At 37.5% G+C, this 18,081-nt stretch carries 11 protein-coding genes; 9 read left to right on the plus strand and 2 right to left on the minus strand.

Annotated elements, in window-relative coordinates; all coding sequences use genetic code 11:
• Positions 1-18: 18 nt before the first annotated feature.
• Positions 19-1,356, minus strand: coding sequence for a D-alanyl-D-alanine carboxypeptidase/D-alanyl-D-alanine endopeptidase (gene dacB, locus I6U49_RS02815; protein ID WP_198627484.1), 1,338 nt, complete (start codon positions 1,354-1,356; stop codon positions 19-21).
• Positions 1,357-1,519: 163 nt separating this feature from the next.
• On the opposite strand from dacB, the gene I6U49_RS02820 reads away from it, so the two are divergent.
• The 5 genes from I6U49_RS02820 to I6U49_RS02840 all read left to right on the plus strand — a co-directional run bounded on the left by I6U49_RS02820 (position 1,520) and on the right by I6U49_RS02840 (position 8,997).
• Positions 1,520-4,606 (plus strand): SusC/RagA family TonB-linked outer membrane protein, encoded by a 3,087-nt coding sequence (locus tag I6U49_RS02820; protein ID WP_198627485.1) that lies wholly within the window; start codon positions 1,520-1,522, stop codon positions 4,604-4,606.
• A gap of 17 nt (positions 4,607-4,623) precedes the next feature.
• Positions 4,624-6,036, plus strand: coding sequence for a SusD/RagB family nutrient-binding outer membrane lipoprotein (locus I6U49_RS02825; RefSeq protein ID WP_198627486.1), 1,413 nt, complete (start codon positions 4,624-4,626; stop codon positions 6,034-6,036).
• A gap of 144 nt (positions 6,037-6,180) precedes the next feature.
• Positions 6,181-6,852 (plus strand): N-acetylmuramoyl-L-alanine amidase, encoded by a 672-nt coding sequence (locus tag I6U49_RS02830; protein WP_198627487.1) that lies wholly within the window; start codon positions 6,181-6,183, stop codon positions 6,850-6,852.
• Positions 6,849-8,306, plus strand: coding sequence for a M14 family metallopeptidase (locus I6U49_RS02835; protein ID WP_198627488.1), 1,458 nt, complete (start codon positions 6,849-6,851; stop codon positions 8,304-8,306). The genes I6U49_RS02830 and I6U49_RS02835 overlap by 4 nt, the downstream gene beginning before the upstream one ends.
• A gap of 58 nt (positions 8,307-8,364) precedes the next feature.
• Positions 8,365-8,997, plus strand: a complete 633-nt coding sequence (locus tag I6U49_RS02840) for a 7-carboxy-7-deazaguanine synthase QueE (RefSeq protein ID WP_198627489.1) — start codon at positions 8,365-8,367, stop codon at positions 8,995-8,997.
• Between the two features lie 278 nt (positions 8,998-9,275).
• Here the strand turns inward: I6U49_RS02840 and I6U49_RS02845 are convergent, their stop codons facing one another.
• Positions 9,276-9,848, minus strand: coding sequence for a DUF2911 domain-containing protein (locus I6U49_RS02845; protein WP_198627490.1), 573 nt, complete (start codon positions 9,846-9,848; stop codon positions 9,276-9,278).
• Between the two features lie 752 nt (positions 9,849-10,600).
• On the opposite strand from I6U49_RS02845, the gene gyrB reads away from it, so the two are divergent.
• The 4 genes from gyrB (at position 10,601) to secDF (ending at position 17,872) form a co-directional block, all read left to right on the plus strand.
• Positions 10,601-12,541 (plus strand): DNA topoisomerase (ATP-hydrolyzing) subunit B, encoded by a 1,941-nt coding sequence (gene gyrB, locus I6U49_RS02850; protein WP_193710384.1) that lies wholly within the window; start codon positions 10,601-10,603, stop codon positions 12,539-12,541.
• Positions 12,542-12,666: 125 nt separating this feature from the next.
• Complete coding sequence (locus tag I6U49_RS02855) at positions 12,667-13,689, plus strand: DUF6588 family protein (RefSeq protein WP_198627491.1); 1,023 nt, start codon at positions 12,667-12,669, stop codon at positions 13,687-13,689.
• Between the two features lie 92 nt (positions 13,690-13,781).
• On the plus strand, positions 13,782-14,708 hold the full coding sequence (gene mdh, locus I6U49_RS02860) for a malate dehydrogenase (protein ID WP_193710386.1): 927 nt from the start codon (positions 13,782-13,784) through the stop codon (positions 14,706-14,708).
• A gap of 164 nt (positions 14,709-14,872) precedes the next feature.
• The gene (gene secDF, locus I6U49_RS02865; RefSeq protein ID WP_198627492.1) at positions 14,873-17,872 is read left to right on the plus strand and encodes a protein translocase subunit SecDF; all 3,000 of its coding nucleotides are present in this window, start codon (positions 14,873-14,875) and stop codon (positions 17,870-17,872) included.
• Positions 17,873-18,081 lie beyond the last annotated feature (209 nt).

An 18,081-nucleotide genomic window follows, 5' to 3' on the forward strand; every position in this document is an offset into this window, starting at 1 on the left:
AATTTTAGAGGTTTAAAGTTAGTAATTATCGCGAATTTGTAGCAGTACCTTTTCCATTTCGGCTTTTAAAACTGAAGTAGGGACTGTATAATTGCTATTCATAAAACTGAAAATTAATAATTTGCCTTTTTTGGTTATTAAATATCCGCTAAGGCTGTGGTTGTTTTTTAATGTTCCGGTTTTGGCGAAAACATAAGGCTTATCTGCTTTATAGTAGTTTTTTATGGTGCCCGAATGCCCACCTGCAGGAAGCATATCTAATAACTCTTTCTGTGGAACCTCTTTTTTAATTTTTTGAAGCAATTTTACCATACTTTGTGGGGTGAATAGATTATAGCGCGAAAGGCCAGAACCATCATACCACATAGGTTCGTCGGGTAAATCTTTTAAAAAATTCTCTTTCATATAATCTATGGCGATCTCGGTTTTAAGGGTATCTGAAACTTTGTTTGCCGCCATTAGTAAAATTTGTTCTGCAATAAAATTATCGCTCACTTTTAGCATTCGTTTATAAATGCTATTGGCCGGAATACTATAGATAGTATTTGTAAGCTTTTTATTTAATGCTGAATCTTCAATAAATGTAATCGGTTTCTGAAGGGTGTCACTTAAAAGGCTTACTAGAAATTCTGGTGAATATTTAAAAGGCACAACTTGTGAAAAATCTGAATCTTTTTTTTGATTGTTAAATACAAAACGATTTTTATGTAAATCCCGTTTTACCCGTCTCGAAATTAAACTGTCTTTAGAGTTAAAAATCGAGTCTTTAAAAACTGTTGGTGTAACCATAGGCAGCTCTTTATTATTTTGGAATTTAAAGCCTACCAGGTTTCCATAAATAGGAAATGGAGTAATCTCGGCAGAATAATAGGAATTGTAGTCGTCCCAGGCCCAGCCACGACCCTGGTGTTTTTCGGTGTAGATTGGGGCTACATAGGCCAGATTCTCTGAAGTGCTTTTCAAAAAATCTAAAACGTCTGATTTTGGTAAGCTTTCATTTAAAAATGAAGGATCTCCGGTTGCTTTAAAATAAAGGCTGTCGCCTAAAATCCGGTATTGAAGTGCGGGAATAGAATCATCTAAAATTTTTAGTCCTGCATAAAAAGTAAATAGCTTGGTGTTAGAGGCAGGTGTAAAATATTTATTTGGATTATAGCTATAGAGCGTTTTGTCTTTTTTAGGATCAATCACCATGAAGCCCACAAAGGCTTTTTCAAAAACTGCAGACTCCTTAAATATTTTATCTAAGGGCTTACTTATTTTTTTTGATGATGAGCAAGAGCCAAGCAATAGAGTAAGCAGTAAAAAGCTAAGACTTTTAAGAGTAGTTTTAGTGGGGAGAAGAGTATATCGCATGAAGTGAAACTTTTAATTGAATTAGTTGTTTTAAAAAGAAAAGTGCAAAGTTATATAATTAAAAAGTTGATGAAAGTTTGATTTTTAGGCTTTTATATCCTTGTGGTTTGAGATAAGTTGGGTATATTTAGTTGATTATTCGGAAAACTTTAACACAAAAGTAATGAGAAACAAAATTACAATTATGGTATTGCTGGCGTTTTTCCAATTTTCCGGAATTTATGCTCAGCAGCTGGAAGTAACCGGTAAGGTTACTGCAGCCAAAGACGGAATGCCTTTACCTGGAGTGAATGTTTTGGTAAAAGGAACAAATGAGGGTACGGTTACCGATATGGAAGGTAAATACGCTGTTCAGGTAGACGAAGATGCAATTTTAGTGTTTTCTTCTTTGGGTTTTTTAAAGCAGGAACAGGCGGTGAATGGAAGGAATCTAATTAACATAGCTCTTGCCGAGAATCTTGAAGGCTTGGACGAAGTAGTGGTTACTTCCTTTGGGATAGAACAGGAAAAGAAAGCTCTGGGTTATGCCGTGCAGGAAGTGAATGCAGAGGAAATTACCAATACTAAACAACAAAATGTAGTAAGTGCTTTACAGGGGCAGGCTGCAGGGGTGCAAATCACTAATTCTGGTGGAGCTCCCGGTCAAAGTGCCAGAATTATTATAAGAGGTGTGAACTCTTTAGACCCCGATGCAGACAATCAACCTTTATTTGTAGTAGATGGAGTGCCAATAGATAATTCTACTACTGAATCTGATGGTACCCCTCGAGGACTCACAAACAGGGCTGCAGATATTAACCCTAATGATATTGAATCTTTGAACGTATTAAAAGGAGCTGCAGCAACCGCTTTATATGGAGTTAGGGCTGCCAATGGAGCTGTTATTATTACTACAAAAAAAGGTAAAGAGGGGCAGGTTAGGATTAACCTTAATAGTTCGGTTGGTTTTGAAGATATTAATAGATATCCTAAATTTCAGGAGGTTTATGGGCAGGGATTCTCAGGGGAGTATAATCCAGATTCTTTTTGGCCTAATTGGGGACCTTCAATGGCAGAGATTAATGCTATAGATCCAGATGTTAAATTCTATGATATTTGGCGCGATGCATTTGATACAGGTGTGCAAATAGATAATTCTTTAAGTATTTCTGGAGGAAATGAAAAAGCTACCTTCTACGGTTCTCTGGGTAATTTAAGTCATGAAGGGATAATGCCTTTTAGTGATTGGAATAGGACCTCGGCCAGATTAAATGGACAGGTGAAATTTAGCGATAAATTTACATTCGCCGGAAATTTAAGTTACACTATTTCGGGTGGAAATCGTGTGCCGCATGATAGGTTTATGGAGCGAATGATGTATTGGGCACCAAATCATGATGTAACCGATTATATAAATCCCGATGGCACCATGAAAACTTATGGTAACACCAATCCGCTATACGATGCCCGCTTTAGTACTTTTGAGGATGAGGTTAATAGAACGATTGGTAATTTTAAATTTACTTATAGCCCTTTTGAATGGTTGGATATTAATTACCTAATTGGAACAGATTATTATAGTGAGAGTAGAACCGAGATTACTCCCGGTCCACTAGGGATAGATGGCGAAGTACCCTTGAGTAGTACCGGTTCTATTTCAGAAACAAGTATTGAAAGCAGGGATATTAACTCAAACTTCTTTATAACCTTCACTAAAGATTGGAACGAAAAATTTGGAAGTACTTTAAGGGTAGGAAACGATGTTTTTGAACGGAATTATGAGCGATTTGATGCCTCTGGAACCGATTTCGTGATTCCTCAATTTTACGACTTGAGTTATACGAGTCAAATTTCAAATTCACAGGATAAACGTAAAAAAAGATTGGTAGGATTATATGGCGATTTGATGTTGAGTTATGACGATATGTTATTTTTAAACATAACTGCAAGAAACGACTGGACTTCAACACTTCCAATTGGTAATAATTCATTTTTCTACCCATCGGTTAATGTAGGCTGGGTTTTTAGTGAAGTTATTGAGACACCAGAATTTTTAAGTTTTGGAAAATTAAGGGTTTCCTGGGCACAGGTAGGAAAGGATACAGATCCCTATTTAATTGGGCAAACCTATACTTCTCCAGACGTTTACCCCTTAAATGGCCAGGTTGGTTTTACTAGGTTTAGTAGATTTGGAGACCCAATTTTGAAACCGGAAGAAACCACTTCTATTGAGTTTGGTACAGATCTTAGGCTTTTTGAAAATCGTTTAGGCATAGACTTTACATGGTACAAGTCTAATAGTAAAGACCAAATTATTCCGGTTCCGGTTTCAGAAAGTGTAGGTTTTTCGACTTTTGTTACCAATGCAGGTGAGATTGAAAACAAAGGTGTTGAGTTTATTGTAAGGGGTACTCCGGTGAGAACCGAAGATTTTACCTGGGATGTTTCTTTAAATGCCGCTTATAACAAAAATGAAGTGGTGAATATTAGGGAAGGAATAGATGAAATTGTAGTGGGAAGCCAATTTGGATATGCCGGAAGTAGGGTGACTATGAAGCTTATTGAAGGAGAAGCTTATGGAAATATCTTTGGTAGTAGTTATGAGAGGTTTGGTGCAGATGAAAATAGCATCTTTCTAAATGAAGGCTTGCCAATTGTAATTGGAGAAAATGGTTTCCCGGTTAGAAATGGCGCGCAGCTTGTTTTAGGAAATACAACCCCTAAATGGATTGGTGGCCTTAAAAATGATTTTTCTTACAAAGGCTTCGATTTATCTTTTCTTATAGATTTTAGAACCGGATTGGAGCAATATAGCCAATACGATAATTTCTTTGCAGCTTTTGGAATTGCTGAATATACCCTTGCAAGAAATGATACACGGGTTTTTAACGGGGTGCTGGCAGATGGTTCTCCAAATACCCAGGAAGTGTGGTTAGGCCAGGGCGAAGGCCCCGATGGTAGGGATTACGGTGCCGGCTTCTATAGAAACACCTATAGAACCGTAAGTGAAAATTTTGTACACGACGCTTCGTTTATAAAGTTGAGAAATATTTCACTTGGTTATAATTTCCAGGAAAATATATTAAAAGTTTTGCCATTTAACTCTGCACGGGTTTCGGTGGCAGCAAATAATATTATTCTATATACTCCCTGGGATGGTTTTGACCCCGAATCTTTTAGTGCCGGTGCCGGCGGAAATGCAGTTGGTTTTACCGGCTTGGGTTACCCCGGAGTACAAAGCTTTTTTTTCACGCTTAATTTAGGACTATAATTTAAAAGATAACGAATATGAATTTTCTAAAGAATAAATACACATATCTTGTTATATCCGGATTATTTATGTTTTCGTCTTGCGAAGATTACCTGGATATTAACGACGATCCCAATAACCCCACAGAAGCACCAATTTCTGCCTTAACGGTAAATTCCACTTTTGAAACGGCCCAGAATACATTTAGAATGGGAAATATTACTACCAACTATGTGCAACATCTGGCTTCACCTAACCCCGCAAGTTCTTCAGATGTTATGGACCCGGTAAGTTATAGCAGTACCTGGTCTAATATGTATAATGTAATGACCGATTTAAGTGACTTAATAAATCAGGCTTCAGAGACCAGTGCCAATCATTATCAGGGAATAGGGCAAATTTTAATGGCCCTAAATCTTGGGATGACGGTAGATGCCTGGGGAAGTATTCCTTATAGCGAAGGACTAAATTTCCAAACCATTACACCTTCTTATGACGATGATAGTCAATTATACCAGGAAGTTTTAACATTGTTAGATCAGGGTTTTGGAAATCTATCTAATCCCACCGAGATTTCGGTAGGAGAAGACGATTTTATTTATGAAGGGGATATCGATAAATGGATAAAATTGGGTAATATGTTGAAAGCAAGATATCTTAATCATTATAGCGAAACCGATTCTTACGATCCGGTTGCCGTACTTGCGGCTTTAGATGAAGGAATGGAATCTAACGAAGACGATGCTCAGGTAGAATATTTTCCGGAAGAATTTAATCCCTGGGCCCAGGTAGCTATCGATAATGCCGATTTACTCCTGGGAGGATGGATTTCTGAACAATTTATAGAAAGTATGGATGGAACTCTTTATACTGTTCAGGACCCAAGACTGCCTTACATGGTTGGGGCTACAGATGATGGTGAGTATATTGGAGTAGAAAATGGAGCCGGTAGGGGAAATGCTCCTGAACAAGGTGCAAGGTCTGTACTTGAACCGGATGACTTTTATACCGGTGAACAGTCCCCAATATTAATTGCTACATATTCTGAACAGAAATTTATTGAAGCCGAAGCAGCATTTAATATAGATAAAAGTAGGTCTTATCAGGCTTATTTAGCCGGTATTAGAGCTCATATGACCAAAATTGGGGTAGAACCGGCTGAAATAGATGCCTATATCAATAACCCGGCAGTAAGTATGGGTGAGGCAGCTTTTAGTATAGATGACATCTTTAAAGAGAAATGGATAGCTATGTTCTTACATCCCGAAACCTGGGTGGATGCTCGTAGATATGATTATGCTTATGAAGATTTTGATTTACCCGTAAATGTAAATCCAGATCTTAATGGCGAGTTTATAGCCAGATTGGCTTATCCCGATTCTGAAATAAGTAGAAATGGAAGCAATGTCCCCGATGTTAGTCTTACCGATAAAATTTTCTGGGATGAATAAATACTACTTTCATTAATTTTAAGAAGCTGTCTGAAAGGGTTTTTAAAACCGTCATCTTGACGAGAATAGACTTTTTTAGACGATAATCATTAATTTTGAAATCTCCCGGTCGTACCGGGAGATTTCAGTTTTAAATATTATAAAATGAGATATGTAGTTTTTATTTTCAGCCTTATACTCTTAAGCTGCAAAAGTTCGGATGTTGCTAATAATATCATAGATCGTCCAATTATTTTTAATGAAGAACGAAAACAGCTTAGTCTTGATTACCTGAAAGAACGTTACGGTTTAGAAAAATCTATTCCTGAAATTACTCCAAAAATGATTGTGCTGCACTGGACGGCAATTCCAGATTTAGAAGGTTCATTTAAGGCTTTTAATCCGGTTAGGTTACCGGGCGCCAGGGAAGATATTCAAAAAGCAGGTGCTTTAAATGTATCGGCGCACTTTCTGGTAGACCGCGATGGTACAATTTATAGGTTAATGCCCGAAACAATTATGGCCAGGCACGTAATTGGCTTAAACCATGCGGCAATTGGAATTGAAAATGTAGGAGGAACAAAAGAAACTCCGCTTACCAAAGCCCAGCTTCAGGCAAATATTGATTTAGTGAACTATTTAAATAAAAAATATCCTATAGAATTTTTGCTGGGTCATTATGAATATCCGCAATTTCAGGGGCACTCGTTATGGCTGGAAAAAGATGATGCCTATAGAACCCAAAAGACCGATCCCGGAAAAGAATTTATGCAAAAACTTCGGGAAGAAACGAAAAGTCTTAAATTTAAACCTGTTCCTAAAAACAAGCTTAAATGAATTTTAAAAATATTGGTTTCTTATTTTTTATAGGTACATTTTTTAGCCTTTCAACTAGCCTGGCACAAGAAAAAGAATTGTATAGAGGCTTATATAATTCTTACGATGCTTTTAAAGAAAAATCTATTGAAAAACGCCGTTTTACTCAAACTCAAATTCAACCCATAATCAACGAGATTAAACAGAAAGAAATGTTTAAGGTTGTAAAAGTCGGGGAATCTATAGAAGGAAGACCACTCCAGTTAATTTCTGTTGGAAGCGGAGATGTAGATGTTTTCCTGTGGTCCCAAATGCACGGGGATGAATCTACCGCTACTATGGCAATTTTTGATATTCTTAATTTTTTAGATTCTGAAGCATTTTCAGCAGAAAAAGAAGAAATGTTGAAAAAGCTAAAGCTCCACTTTTTACCTATGTTGAATCCAGATGGCGCAGCACGTTTTCAGCGTAGAAATTTATTGGGGGTAGATATTAATAGGGATGCCTTGCGATTACAATCGCCCGAAAGTAAGGCCTTAAAATGGGTTCGGGATAGTTTGGATGCCGATTTTGGATTTAACCTTCACGACCAGAGCACTTATTATAATGCTGAAAGAACTCCAAAACCCGCCACTATTTCGTATTTGGCTCCTGCCTACGATTATGAAAAATCTATCAATGAGGTGCGGGCTGCGGCAATGCGGGTAATTGTGCAAATGAACAATATCCTGCAGGAATATGCGCCCGGACAGGTAGGTAGGTATAACGACGATTTTGAACCGCGTGCTTTTGGAGATAATATTCAAAAATGGGGTACAAGCACTATTTTAATTGAATCTGGTGGCTACCCAAACGATCCCGAAAAGCAGGAAATTAGAAAGTTGAATTTTGTTTCCATCCTTGCGGCTATATTTTCTATTGCCAACGAAGATTATAAAAATGCTGATATTTCGAAATATGAAGAAATCCCTAATAATGACCGGAAACTTTTTGATTTAAAACTTACCGGACTTACTTATGAATTGTTAGGGAAAGATTATATTCTCGATTTAGGGATTAACCAGAATGAAATTCAGGATGAAAATCTAAATTATTTTTACGACGCCTATATTTCAGATCGGGGTGATCTTTCTACTCATTACGGATATAGGAATTTAAATGCTTTAGGATTTAAGTTAGTTAAAGCAAAAATTTACCCGGAGAGCTTTCAGAATATAGAAGAACTTCAAAGAGAAGATATTTTTAAAATGCTGAAGGATGGCTATGCTTATGTGTCTTTAAAAGAATTACCGGAAGCTAATGCTGTTAAGTTACCAATTAACCTTGTTGCTGAAGACTTTGAAGTTCCGGAAAATTTAGAGCCTAATTTCTTTCTTGAAAAGGAGGGAGCATTGAATTATGCAGTAATCAATGGGTTTTTGGTAGTATTGTCTAATGAGGAAGTAGAGGTGCCAAATGCACTTATTATAGATTAAGAAGGAATTATGCCTGTGGTACAGCTTAAAAAAAGAAGATTACGTATCTTTGCAGGCTATGATTACAGAAGAGACAAAGGCATTGGTAGATGATGGCATAATGCTTCCGTTAATGGAGGAGTTTTACACCATCCAGGGAGAAGGATTTCATAAAGGAACCGCGGCATATTTTATAAGAATTGGCGGTTGCGATGTAGGATGCCATTGGTGCGATGTAAAAGAGAGTTGGGACCCGGCTATTCATCCACCAACCCATATTGGTGAAATAGTAGAAAAGGCTGTGGCCAATAGTAAAACTATAGTGATTACCGGAGGAGAACCACTAACCTGGGATATGACTAGGCTTACCGGTGCTTTAAAAGCTAAAGGTTGCGATATTCATATTGAAACCTCTGGAGCCTATAAATTAACAGGGGAATGGGATTGGATTTGTTTATCACCCAAAAAAATAAAATTACCTACTGAAGAAATTTATCCGTTGGCTCACGAGTTAAAAGTGATTATCTTTAATAAGCACGATTTTAAGTTTGCAGAAGAACAGGCAGCAAAAGTTAGTGAAAACTGCATACTTTACCTACAACCCGAATGGAGCAACAGGGAAAAAATGATGCCCCTAATAGTAGATTTCGTGATGAAAAATCCGAAATGGAAAGTTTCCCTTCAAACCCATAAGTATCTTAATATTCCATAAAAATAAATGGAATATTAAGTGGAAGTAATTAAGCTGAACTGGTTTCAGCTTCTAGTTTCCTGCTGATATACCTTATTAGATCCTGAAATAAATCGGCCAGAAAATATGGGCAGGTTCAGGATAAGGCTTTGTCTAATAATTTTTGCATCAGCACATCCTAAATATCTCAATACCTTATAAAAAAAGCTGCTTCTGGGAGAAACAGCTTTTTTATCATTCAAATTTTTATTGGCACAGCAAAGGGATGTAATACCCGAGGCTTGCTCCGAGATAGTCTACTAACCTGCAGGTGAAAAAGGTATTTTTACATACTTATCTGCCCAACCCATTAAGAGGTTAGCTCCTGCTTCATCTTCTTTTTGCTCTATTGCCATAGAGAAATTCTCGATATTATGACTCGCATTTCTAACTGGTACTTTAATTCTTACGTAATCTTGTTCATCGGTATATTCGTAGGCACCCCAGGTGTGAATAGATTTATTTAAGATGATAGTCCAATGTTTTTCATTTGGAATAGTGTAAAGCGTATAGGTGCCTGCTTTTACGGTTTCGCCACCAATGCTCATATCTTTATAAAAAGTGATTTCGGTAGCTTCGTTTGCTCCGGTTCTCCATACTTCCCCATAAGGAACCAGTTTCCCAAAAATTTCCCGATCCCGCATTTGAGGTCGGCTGTAAATTACCCTCATAAGCACCTCGTCTTTTTGATTACGGTGCAAAATCATATCAAGGGGGCTGGTGTCTAATTTAGGAAAGTTAGGCTGGCTAGACAGCTGCGTTTCCTGAGCCAGTACATCCTGGAAACCAATTAATCCTATTAAACATACGGCTGTAAAAAGTATTTTTCTCATTGCGTTAATTTTTAATGTTAAAGATAATCTACTCTTAGCTACTAAGGTGTTAAAAATTTATTTAGTTGCTGTTAAAATACGGGATATTTACATATGTAAGAGATGTAAGTGTTTTAATGATTGTTTACTTACTTTCAGTTTTTAATTAGCCCTTACGTGTTTCTCATTTTAACTGGATGATGTGTAAGTATTTGTTAAATGTAATATAGAGTGCATGTTTGTAATATATTATAAATCTAAATCTTAGATAGAAATCTAGTAGTAGTGAAGCGGTTTTCGTAAGAAAAAAATTAGTAGGCTTCCTGAAATAATATTCCGTTGTAATTCAGGTAAAAATGGAGTGTATGTATTGGAAGGGGTATATTATGTTGTAAAAAACCTTATTAAGGTATGGATGATGTTTTTACGACACTAAAGAGCGCTTGAATAAAAGTGCCGGGTGAAAGAGCGGCAAGGATAAAAGGATGCAGCCTTAAATACCAGGCAGTTTGTAATAAGGTGGAAGGGGCTACACTTTTTGGATAGCTATAAATGAAAAAAAAGAACTTGAATAATTAGCCTAAGTTTAAAGTAAACAATCGTGTGGTTTGTTATGCCTGAAATACAGCATCGAATTAGCTGTGTTTTGGGCTTTTTTTTACACAAATTGTTAATAACTTAAAGCGGTCTAAGACTTAGTGGTATCATTTAAAATATGGGTTTTGTTATATTTGTTCGTTATTCAAAATAGACGAATTTAATTAGCGAGATATATGAGCGAGGAAGCCAAAAAACAGAATTATTCGGCCGATAGTATTCAGGCTCTTGAAGGTATGGAGCACGTACGCTTGCGCCCTTCTATGTATATTGGTGATACTGGTATACGCGGTTTGCATCATTTGGTATATGAGGTTGTAGATAACTCTATAGATGAGGCTATGGCCGGCCATTGTGATAAGATAAAAGTAACCATAAACGAAGATGGTTCGGTAACTACCGAAGATAACGGAAGGGGAATTCCTATAGACCTTCATAAAAAAGAAGGTGTTTCTGCTTTGCAGGTAGTAATGACCAAAATTGGTGCAGGTGGTAAATTCGATAAAGATTCTTATAAAGTTTCCGGTGGTTTGCACGGAGTTGGTGTAAGTTGTGTAAACGCACTTTCTACAGCTCTTAAAGCCACAGTTTACAGGGATGGGCAAATATGGGAGCAGGAATATGAAATTGGTAAGCCACTTTATCCCGTAAAACCTGTTGGTGAAACCGAACTTAACGGAACGGTTATCACTTTTAAGCCAGACCCCAGTATTTTTCAGCAAAGCGTAGAATATAGCTACGAAACCTTGTCTAGCAGAATGCGCGAGTTGGCTTATTTGAACAAAGGAATTGAAATTATACTTACCGATAAACGCGAGGTTGATGAAAAAGGGGAGTTCCTTTCTGAAAGATTTTATTCTGAAGAAGGGCTAAAAGAGTTTATAAAATTCCTGGATGGTAACCGTGAGCCTATTATTGCTGAGGTGATCTCTATGGAAGGTGAGAAGAATGATATTCCGGTTGAGGTTGCGATGGTTTATAACACCTCGTTTAACGAGAACTTACATTCTTATGTGAATAATATTAACACCCATGAGGGTGGAACTCATTTGTCTGGATTTAGAAGGGGATTAACTACTACCCTTAAAAAATATGCCGATGCATCGGGAATGCTCGATAAGCTAAAGTTTGAAATTGTTGGAGACGATTTCCGTGAAGGCTTGACAGCAATTATTTCGGTAAAAGTAGCTGAACCTCAATTTGAAGGGCAGACCAAAACTAAACTGGGAAACAGGGAAGTGACTTCGGCGGTTTCACAGGCGGTTTCGGAAATGCTTGAAAATTACCTTGAAGAAAACCCTAATGATGCGAAAACCATTATTCAAAAGGTGATTCTTGCTGCTCAAGCCAGGAATGCGGCTAAAAAAGCCCGTGATATGGTGCAGCGTAAAACTGCCATGAGTATTGGTGGTTTGCCCGGGAAATTATCAGATTGTTCAGAACAGGACCCTACGCAAAGCGAAGTGTTTCTTGTGGAGGGTGACTCTGCAGGGGGTACTGCCAAGCAAGGGAGAGATCGTAGGTTTCAGGCAATTCTTCCGTTAAGGGGTAAAATCCTGAATGTTGAAAAAGCGATGACGCATCGTGTTTTTGATAACGAAGAGATAAAAAATATATATACCGCTCTTGGGGTTACCATAGGTACCGAAGAAGATAGTAAAGCTCTAAATACTGAAAAATTAAGATATCATAAAGTAGTAATTATGTGTGATGCCGATGTAGATGGTAGCCACATTGAGACTTTAATCTTAACTTTCTTTTTTAGGTATATGAAAGAGTTGATAGAAGGAGGAAATATTTATATAGCAACCCCGCCTTTATATTTAGTTAAAAAAGGAAGCAAAAAGCGTTATGCCTGGAGCGAAGAAGAGCGTGATGAAATTGCTGAAAGCTACAGCGGTGGAGTTCAGATTCAGCGTTATAAAGGTCTTGGGGAGATGAATGCCGAACAACTTTGGGATACTACCATGGACCCTGAAAGAAGAAAGTTGAGACAGGTGACTATAGATAATAGTAGTGAGGCCGATAGGATTTTCTCTATGTTAATGGGAGATGAGGTGCCACCAAGACGTGAATTTATAGAGAAAAATGCGAAATATGCCAATATTGATGCATAGAACCGCATAACTATAGAAAATAAAACCCGTAAGTAAACTTGCGGGTTTTTTTATAGTATAAACCGAGATTGTATAGGGAATACTTTTTTTGTTATTTTTACCACCTAACTTAACACCTACCTATTTTGAAAATTCGAACTAAATACCTCATTTTATCTATTTTATTTTCAATTGGTTCTTACGCACAGGAAGACGATGTTACAAAATTCGCAAACGAGATGTTGTATATCGCCGATGAATTTGCAGGGCCAGCAGCCGAAGGAGCGGCCTATCAGGCCGGTGCAGGATGGTTCACTTCTGCTACCGCTTTAAAGCCCTGGAAAGTGGAGATATCGTTTCAGGGAAATGCGCTTATTGTTCCTTCTAACAGGCAAAGTTTTACTATTTCTAATAATGATTTTGCCGGTGTGCATTCAGGCGGAAGCCCAATTTTAAGTATTGAAGGTGAGGGTAGTAATGCAGTAGTTCCAACGGCATTTGGTGGAGAGACAGAAACTTATTTTGTAGGCGAAGTTGACTATTTGGGTAATACTGTGCCTATTAGGTTTAGGGCTATAGAAGGAATTAATAAAAATATCCTTGCATATCCATTTGTTCAGGCTACGGTTGGCTTACCTTACGAAACAGAATTTTCTGCTAGAATTCTTCCGCAATTAACGGTAGATGGGGTGGCATTTACTACTTATGGTGCAGCGGTAAAGCATAATTTCACACAATATTTTAGGTTTAATAATGAAGACGATTTTCAGGCTTCGGCAATAATTGCCTTTAATAAGTTTGATGCCGAATATGAATTTGTAGATCCTGTAAACTTGTCGTCTGAAGGAAGCTCTTTTGGGAATCTAACCCTGGTAAACGTGAACTCTAATTTATGGATGGCCTCGGTATTGGGGTCTAAAAAATACGGCGACAGTTTTGAGGTTTTCGGAGCTTTGGGGGCAACAAATTCTAACTTTAGCTATGCTATGGGAGGAACCGGGGTGGCTTTAAGTCCTATTAATAATGCCCTTGCGCGTTTAGATCAAAGTCAGGCACAATTTAAGGCCGATTTGGGCTTTAATATTTACTTTAATCGTTTTAAGATTAGCACTATGGCTACAGCCGGTAAATTTTTTCATGTGAATGCCGGGCTACATTTTAGGATCTAAAAAAGGCTAGTTTTAACCATATCTTCTAGTAATACTATAGCAATATTCGTATTTTTGAGGTCAATTATTAACCGATTTAAATAAAATATAAGATGAAAGTTACTATAGTAGGAGCAGGTGCCGTTGGTGCCAGTTGTGCAGAATATGTTGCTATTAAAGATTTTGCTTCAGAAGTGGTTTTACTCGATATTAAAGATGGAGTGGCCGAAGGAAAAGCGATGGATTTAATGCAGACCGCAACCCTTAACAGTTTTGATACAAAAATAACCGGTACAACTAACGATTATGCTAAAACAGCAGGCAGTGATGTTGCTGTTATTACTAGTGGTATTCCTCGTAAGCCCGGAATGACGCGTGAAGAATTAATTGGAATAAATGCAGGGATCGTAAAAGAAGTTGCATCAAACCTTATTAAACATTCTCCAAATGTTACGCTTATTGTGGTAAGTAATCCAATGGATACCATGACTTACCTTGTGCATAAAACTACAGGTCTTCCAAAAAACAAAATTATTGGAATGGGTGGAGCTTTAGATAGTGCCCGTTTCAAATTTAGATTGAGTGAAGCTTTGGAATGCCCTCCATCTGATGTAGATGGTATGGTAATAGGTGGACATAGCGATACCGGTATGGTGCCGCTTACAAGATTAGCAACCAGAAATTCTGTGCCCGTTTCAGCTTTCTTGTCAGAAGATCGTTTAAACCAGGTTTCAGAAGACACCAAAGTTGGAGGGGCAACTCTTACCAAATTATTAGGAACCAGTGCCTGGTATGCACCGGGTGCGGCAGTTTCTGCCCTTGTTCAGGCAATTGCTTGCGACCAAAAGAAAATGTTCCCTTGCTCAGCATTGCTGGAAGGTGAATATGGACTAAACGATATTTGTATTGGTGTGCCTGCAATTTTAGGAAAAGATGGTTTGGAAAAAATCGTCGAAATTGAACTTGATGATGCAGAGTCTAAAAAGATGAAAGAAAGTGCAGAAGGTGTAAATAAAACCAATGCCCTATTAGAACTATAAATAGTTTTTACCTTGAATATATGTTAAAAAAGGCCGCAAGTTTAGCGGCCTTTTTTGTGTTTAAAAGTTAAATTATTCAAAAAAAAATTGTTGGGATTTCATTTTTGAAACCCTATATTTGTCCGTTTTTAAAATTGACCTAATTAATTATAACTTAAGGAATAATGCAGAACAAAGGACTGATTAAGGTTTTTGCAATTTTATTTGGACTGGTATGTATATATCAGTTGTCTTTTACTTTTATTGCTAATAATGTAGAAAATGAAGCTGAAGATTTTGCCAGGCAAAAAATTAGCGAAAATGTAGAAAACTATTCAGCATTGAGAGATGTTGAACAGCAAAAATATCTCGATTCTGTTGCGAATGAGGAGATTATTGCAGGTATTACTTACAGTAACGCCAAAGACAAAGAACTAAATAAAGGACTTGACCTTAAAGGCGGAATTAATGTAATTCTTCAAATTTCGGTTAAAGATATTCTTGCCGGTTTAGCAAATAATACCAACGATCCCGCTTTTAACCAGGCAATAGCTGAGGCCGATGAAGCTTCTAAAGATAGCCAGGACGATTATATAGATCTTTTCTTTGAAGCTTTTAATAATATTCCTGATGCTAAACTAGCATCTCCAGATGTGTTTGCCAATAAAACACTAAGTGATGAGATTAACTTCGAGATGACTAATGCTGATGTTGAAACAGTAATTAGAAGAAAGGTTGATGAGTCTATTACTTCTGCTTTTGAAGTTTTAAGAAAGCGTATCGATAAATTCGGGGTAACCCAACCAAATATTCAGCGTCTTGGTAATTCAGGAAGAATTCTTGTAGAATTACCGGGTGCTAAAGATATTAATCGTGTAAAGGGATTGTTGCAGAGTACTGCGCAATTAGAATTTTGGCACGTATATAAAAGCAATGAATTAGGAAATTTCCTGGCTCAGGCTAATAATGTGCTTAGAGACGTAGTAAGCAAAGAGAGCAAAGAAACAGAAGCTGAATCCGATACTACTGCTACCGATAGCGATATAGATGAGTTGCTTGCAGAAAGCGAAGATTCTACTGAAGTAAGCACCGGTAATAATCCTCTATTTGAACTTATTCAGGGGCCTGGATTCCAGGGAGGACCGGTTTTGGCATATTTCTCTGAAAAAGATACTGCCAGGGTAAATGAATATCTTGCCATGCCACAGGTAAGATCTTTACTTCCGGCATCACAACGTTATGCTAAATTCGCTTGGGGAATTCCACAGGATGAAGAAGGTGTAGTTGGTCTTTATGCTTTAAAAGGTAATCGTAATATGGAGCCACCGCTTAGTGGCGATGTGATTACTGATGCACAACAAACTTACGACCAAATGGGGCGTGTTGCTGTATCTATGCAAATGGATGGAAGAGGAGCTAAGATATGGGAAGAAATGACCGGCCTTGCTTCTACACAACAAAGCAATATTGCCATTGTTTTAGATAATACTGTTTATTCTGCTCCGGGAGTTTCTACAGGACCTATTGCGGGGGGAAGAAGTGAAATTAGTGGAGATTTTACAATAACCGAAGGTCAGGATTTGGCCAATGTTCTTAGAGCTGGTAAACTGCCTGCTTCTGCAGATATTATTCAAAGTGAAATTGTAGGACCAAGTTTAGGTCAGGAAGCCATAGATAGCGGGATCTGGTCTTTTGCCATCGCCCTTGTTTTTGTGTTGTTATGGATGGTTTTCTATTATGGTAAAGCCGGTCTTTTTGCCGATGTTGCCCTGGCAGTAAACATTCTATTTATCTTCGGAATTCTTGCCGGTTTAGGAGCGGTGTTAACTTTACCTGGTATTGCCGGTATTGTATTAACTATTGGTATCTCGGTAGATGCCAACGTACTTATCTTTGAAAGAATTCGAGAAGAACTTGCAAAAGGAAAAGTACAGAAAGATGCTATTAAAGACGGATTTAATAACGCACTGTCTTCAATTTTAGATGCGAATATTACTACCGGTTTAACTGGTTTCATTCTATTGATTTTAGGTACAGGGCCAATTAAAGGTTTTGCCACTACTTTATTAATAGGTATTGCAACTTCTTTATTTACCGCAATTTTCATCACCAGGTTATTTATTGATGGATATGGTAAAAACGGAAAGTCACTTGATTTTGCTACAGGCGCAACTAAAAACCTTTTCAGAAATGTAAAAGTAAATTGGTTAGGGAAGCGTAAAATGGCTTATACAATCTCTGGAATTTTAATCGTGATTAGTGTTGGGTCTTTATTAGTGCAAGGACTAAACCAGGGGGTTGATTTTGTAGGAGGTAGAACTTATACCGTACGTTTCGATAAGGATGTGAACCCAACCGATGTGGAACAGGATCTGATCGCTGAATTTGGAAGTGCCGAAGCAAAAACTTTTGGACCAAATAATCAGCTTAAAATTACTACGAAATATAAAGTAGATGAAGAAAGTACAGCAGTAGATAATGAGATTCAGCAATCTATGTTTGAAGCTCTGCAGTCTTACCTTCCTCAAGATCTTACTTACGATGAGTTTACAGCAGGAGGTGCCGGAAAAGATATTGGTATTATGCAGTCTATGAAAGTAGGTCCAACTATTGCCGATGATATTAAGAACGACTCTTTCTGGGCTATCTTAGGATCGCTAGTAGTGATTTTCCTATATATCTTATTGCGATTTAGAAAATGGCAATTTAGTATTGGTGCGGTTGCCGCAGTAGCACACGATGTTATTATTGTATTGGGTATCTTCTCATTACTATACAAAGTAATGCCATTTAGTATGGAGATTAACCAGGCATTTATTGCTGCCATACTTACGGTAATTGGTTACTCATTAAACGATACCGTGGTTGTATTTGATAGGATTAGGGAATTTGTAAACGAACATACAAGTTGGCCGTTGGGAAGAACTGTAAACAGTGCTTTAGATAGTACCATAAGTCGTACTTTAAACACCTCGCTTACTACCTTAATCGTATTGCTTGCCATCTTCATCTTTGGTGGAGAAAGTATTAGAGGCTTTATGTTTGCCTTGATTATTGGTGTAATTGTAGGTACTTATTCTTCTTTATTTATCGCAACTCCTGTGATGTTCGACAGCGTGACCGATAAATCTAAGATTGAAAAGAAAAAGAAAGTTGAAGAAGATTCTGAAGCCACTACGGTTTAAGGTTTCTTCGGAAATATAAAAAGTAAAAAGCGCTCCATCTGGAGCGCTTTTTTTATGGGTAGTTTTAACTTAAAATATACTTTTAGGGGTGTCTATATACGGTAGTGGGCAAACCTGGGTTTAACCTGGATTAGGTTAAATCTTTATATTTGGTTTGTGTAATGAGTTGTGGTGCATGTAAAAGAAATGTATAAGTAACTTACAAAACA

Source organism: Salegentibacter maritimus, from assembly GCF_016236915.1.
Lineage (GTDB): Bacteria > Bacteroidota > Bacteroidia > Flavobacteriales > Flavobacteriaceae > Salegentibacter > Salegentibacter maritimus.

Bases quoted from the DNA above. Each gene is read 5' to 3' on its own strand.
- I6U49_RS02820 (WP_198627485.1), top strand. From the start codon at position 1,520: ATGAGAAACAAAATTACAATTATGGTATTGCTGGCGTTTTTCCAATTT.
- secDF (WP_198627492.1), top strand. From the start codon at position 14,873: ATGCAGAACAAAGGACTGATTAAGGTTTTTGCAATTTTATTTGGACTG.
- mdh (WP_193710386.1), top strand. From the start codon at position 13,782: ATGAAAGTTACTATAGTAGGAGCAGGTGCCGTTGGTGCCAGTTGTGCA.
- I6U49_RS02845 (WP_198627490.1), bottom strand. From the start codon at position 9,848: ATGAGAAAAATACTTTTTACAGCCGTATGTTTAATAGGATTAATTGGT.
- I6U49_RS02830 (WP_198627487.1), top strand. From the start codon at position 6,181: ATGAGATATGTAGTTTTTATTTTCAGCCTTATACTCTTAAGCTGCAAA.
- I6U49_RS02825 (WP_198627486.1), top strand. From the start codon at position 4,624: ATGAATTTTCTAAAGAATAAATACACATATCTTGTTATATCCGGATTA.
- gyrB (WP_193710384.1), top strand. From the start codon at position 10,601: ATGAGCGAGGAAGCCAAAAAACAGAATTATTCGGCCGATAGTATTCAG.
- I6U49_RS02840 (WP_198627489.1), top strand. From the start codon at position 8,365: ATGATTACAGAAGAGACAAAGGCATTGGTAGATGATGGCATAATGCTT.
- dacB (WP_198627484.1), bottom strand. From the start codon at position 1,356: ATGCGATATACTCTTCTCCCCACTAAAACTACTCTTAAAAGTCTTAGC.
- I6U49_RS02835 (WP_198627488.1), top strand. From the start codon at position 6,849: ATGAATTTTAAAAATATTGGTTTCTTATTTTTTATAGGTACATTTTTT.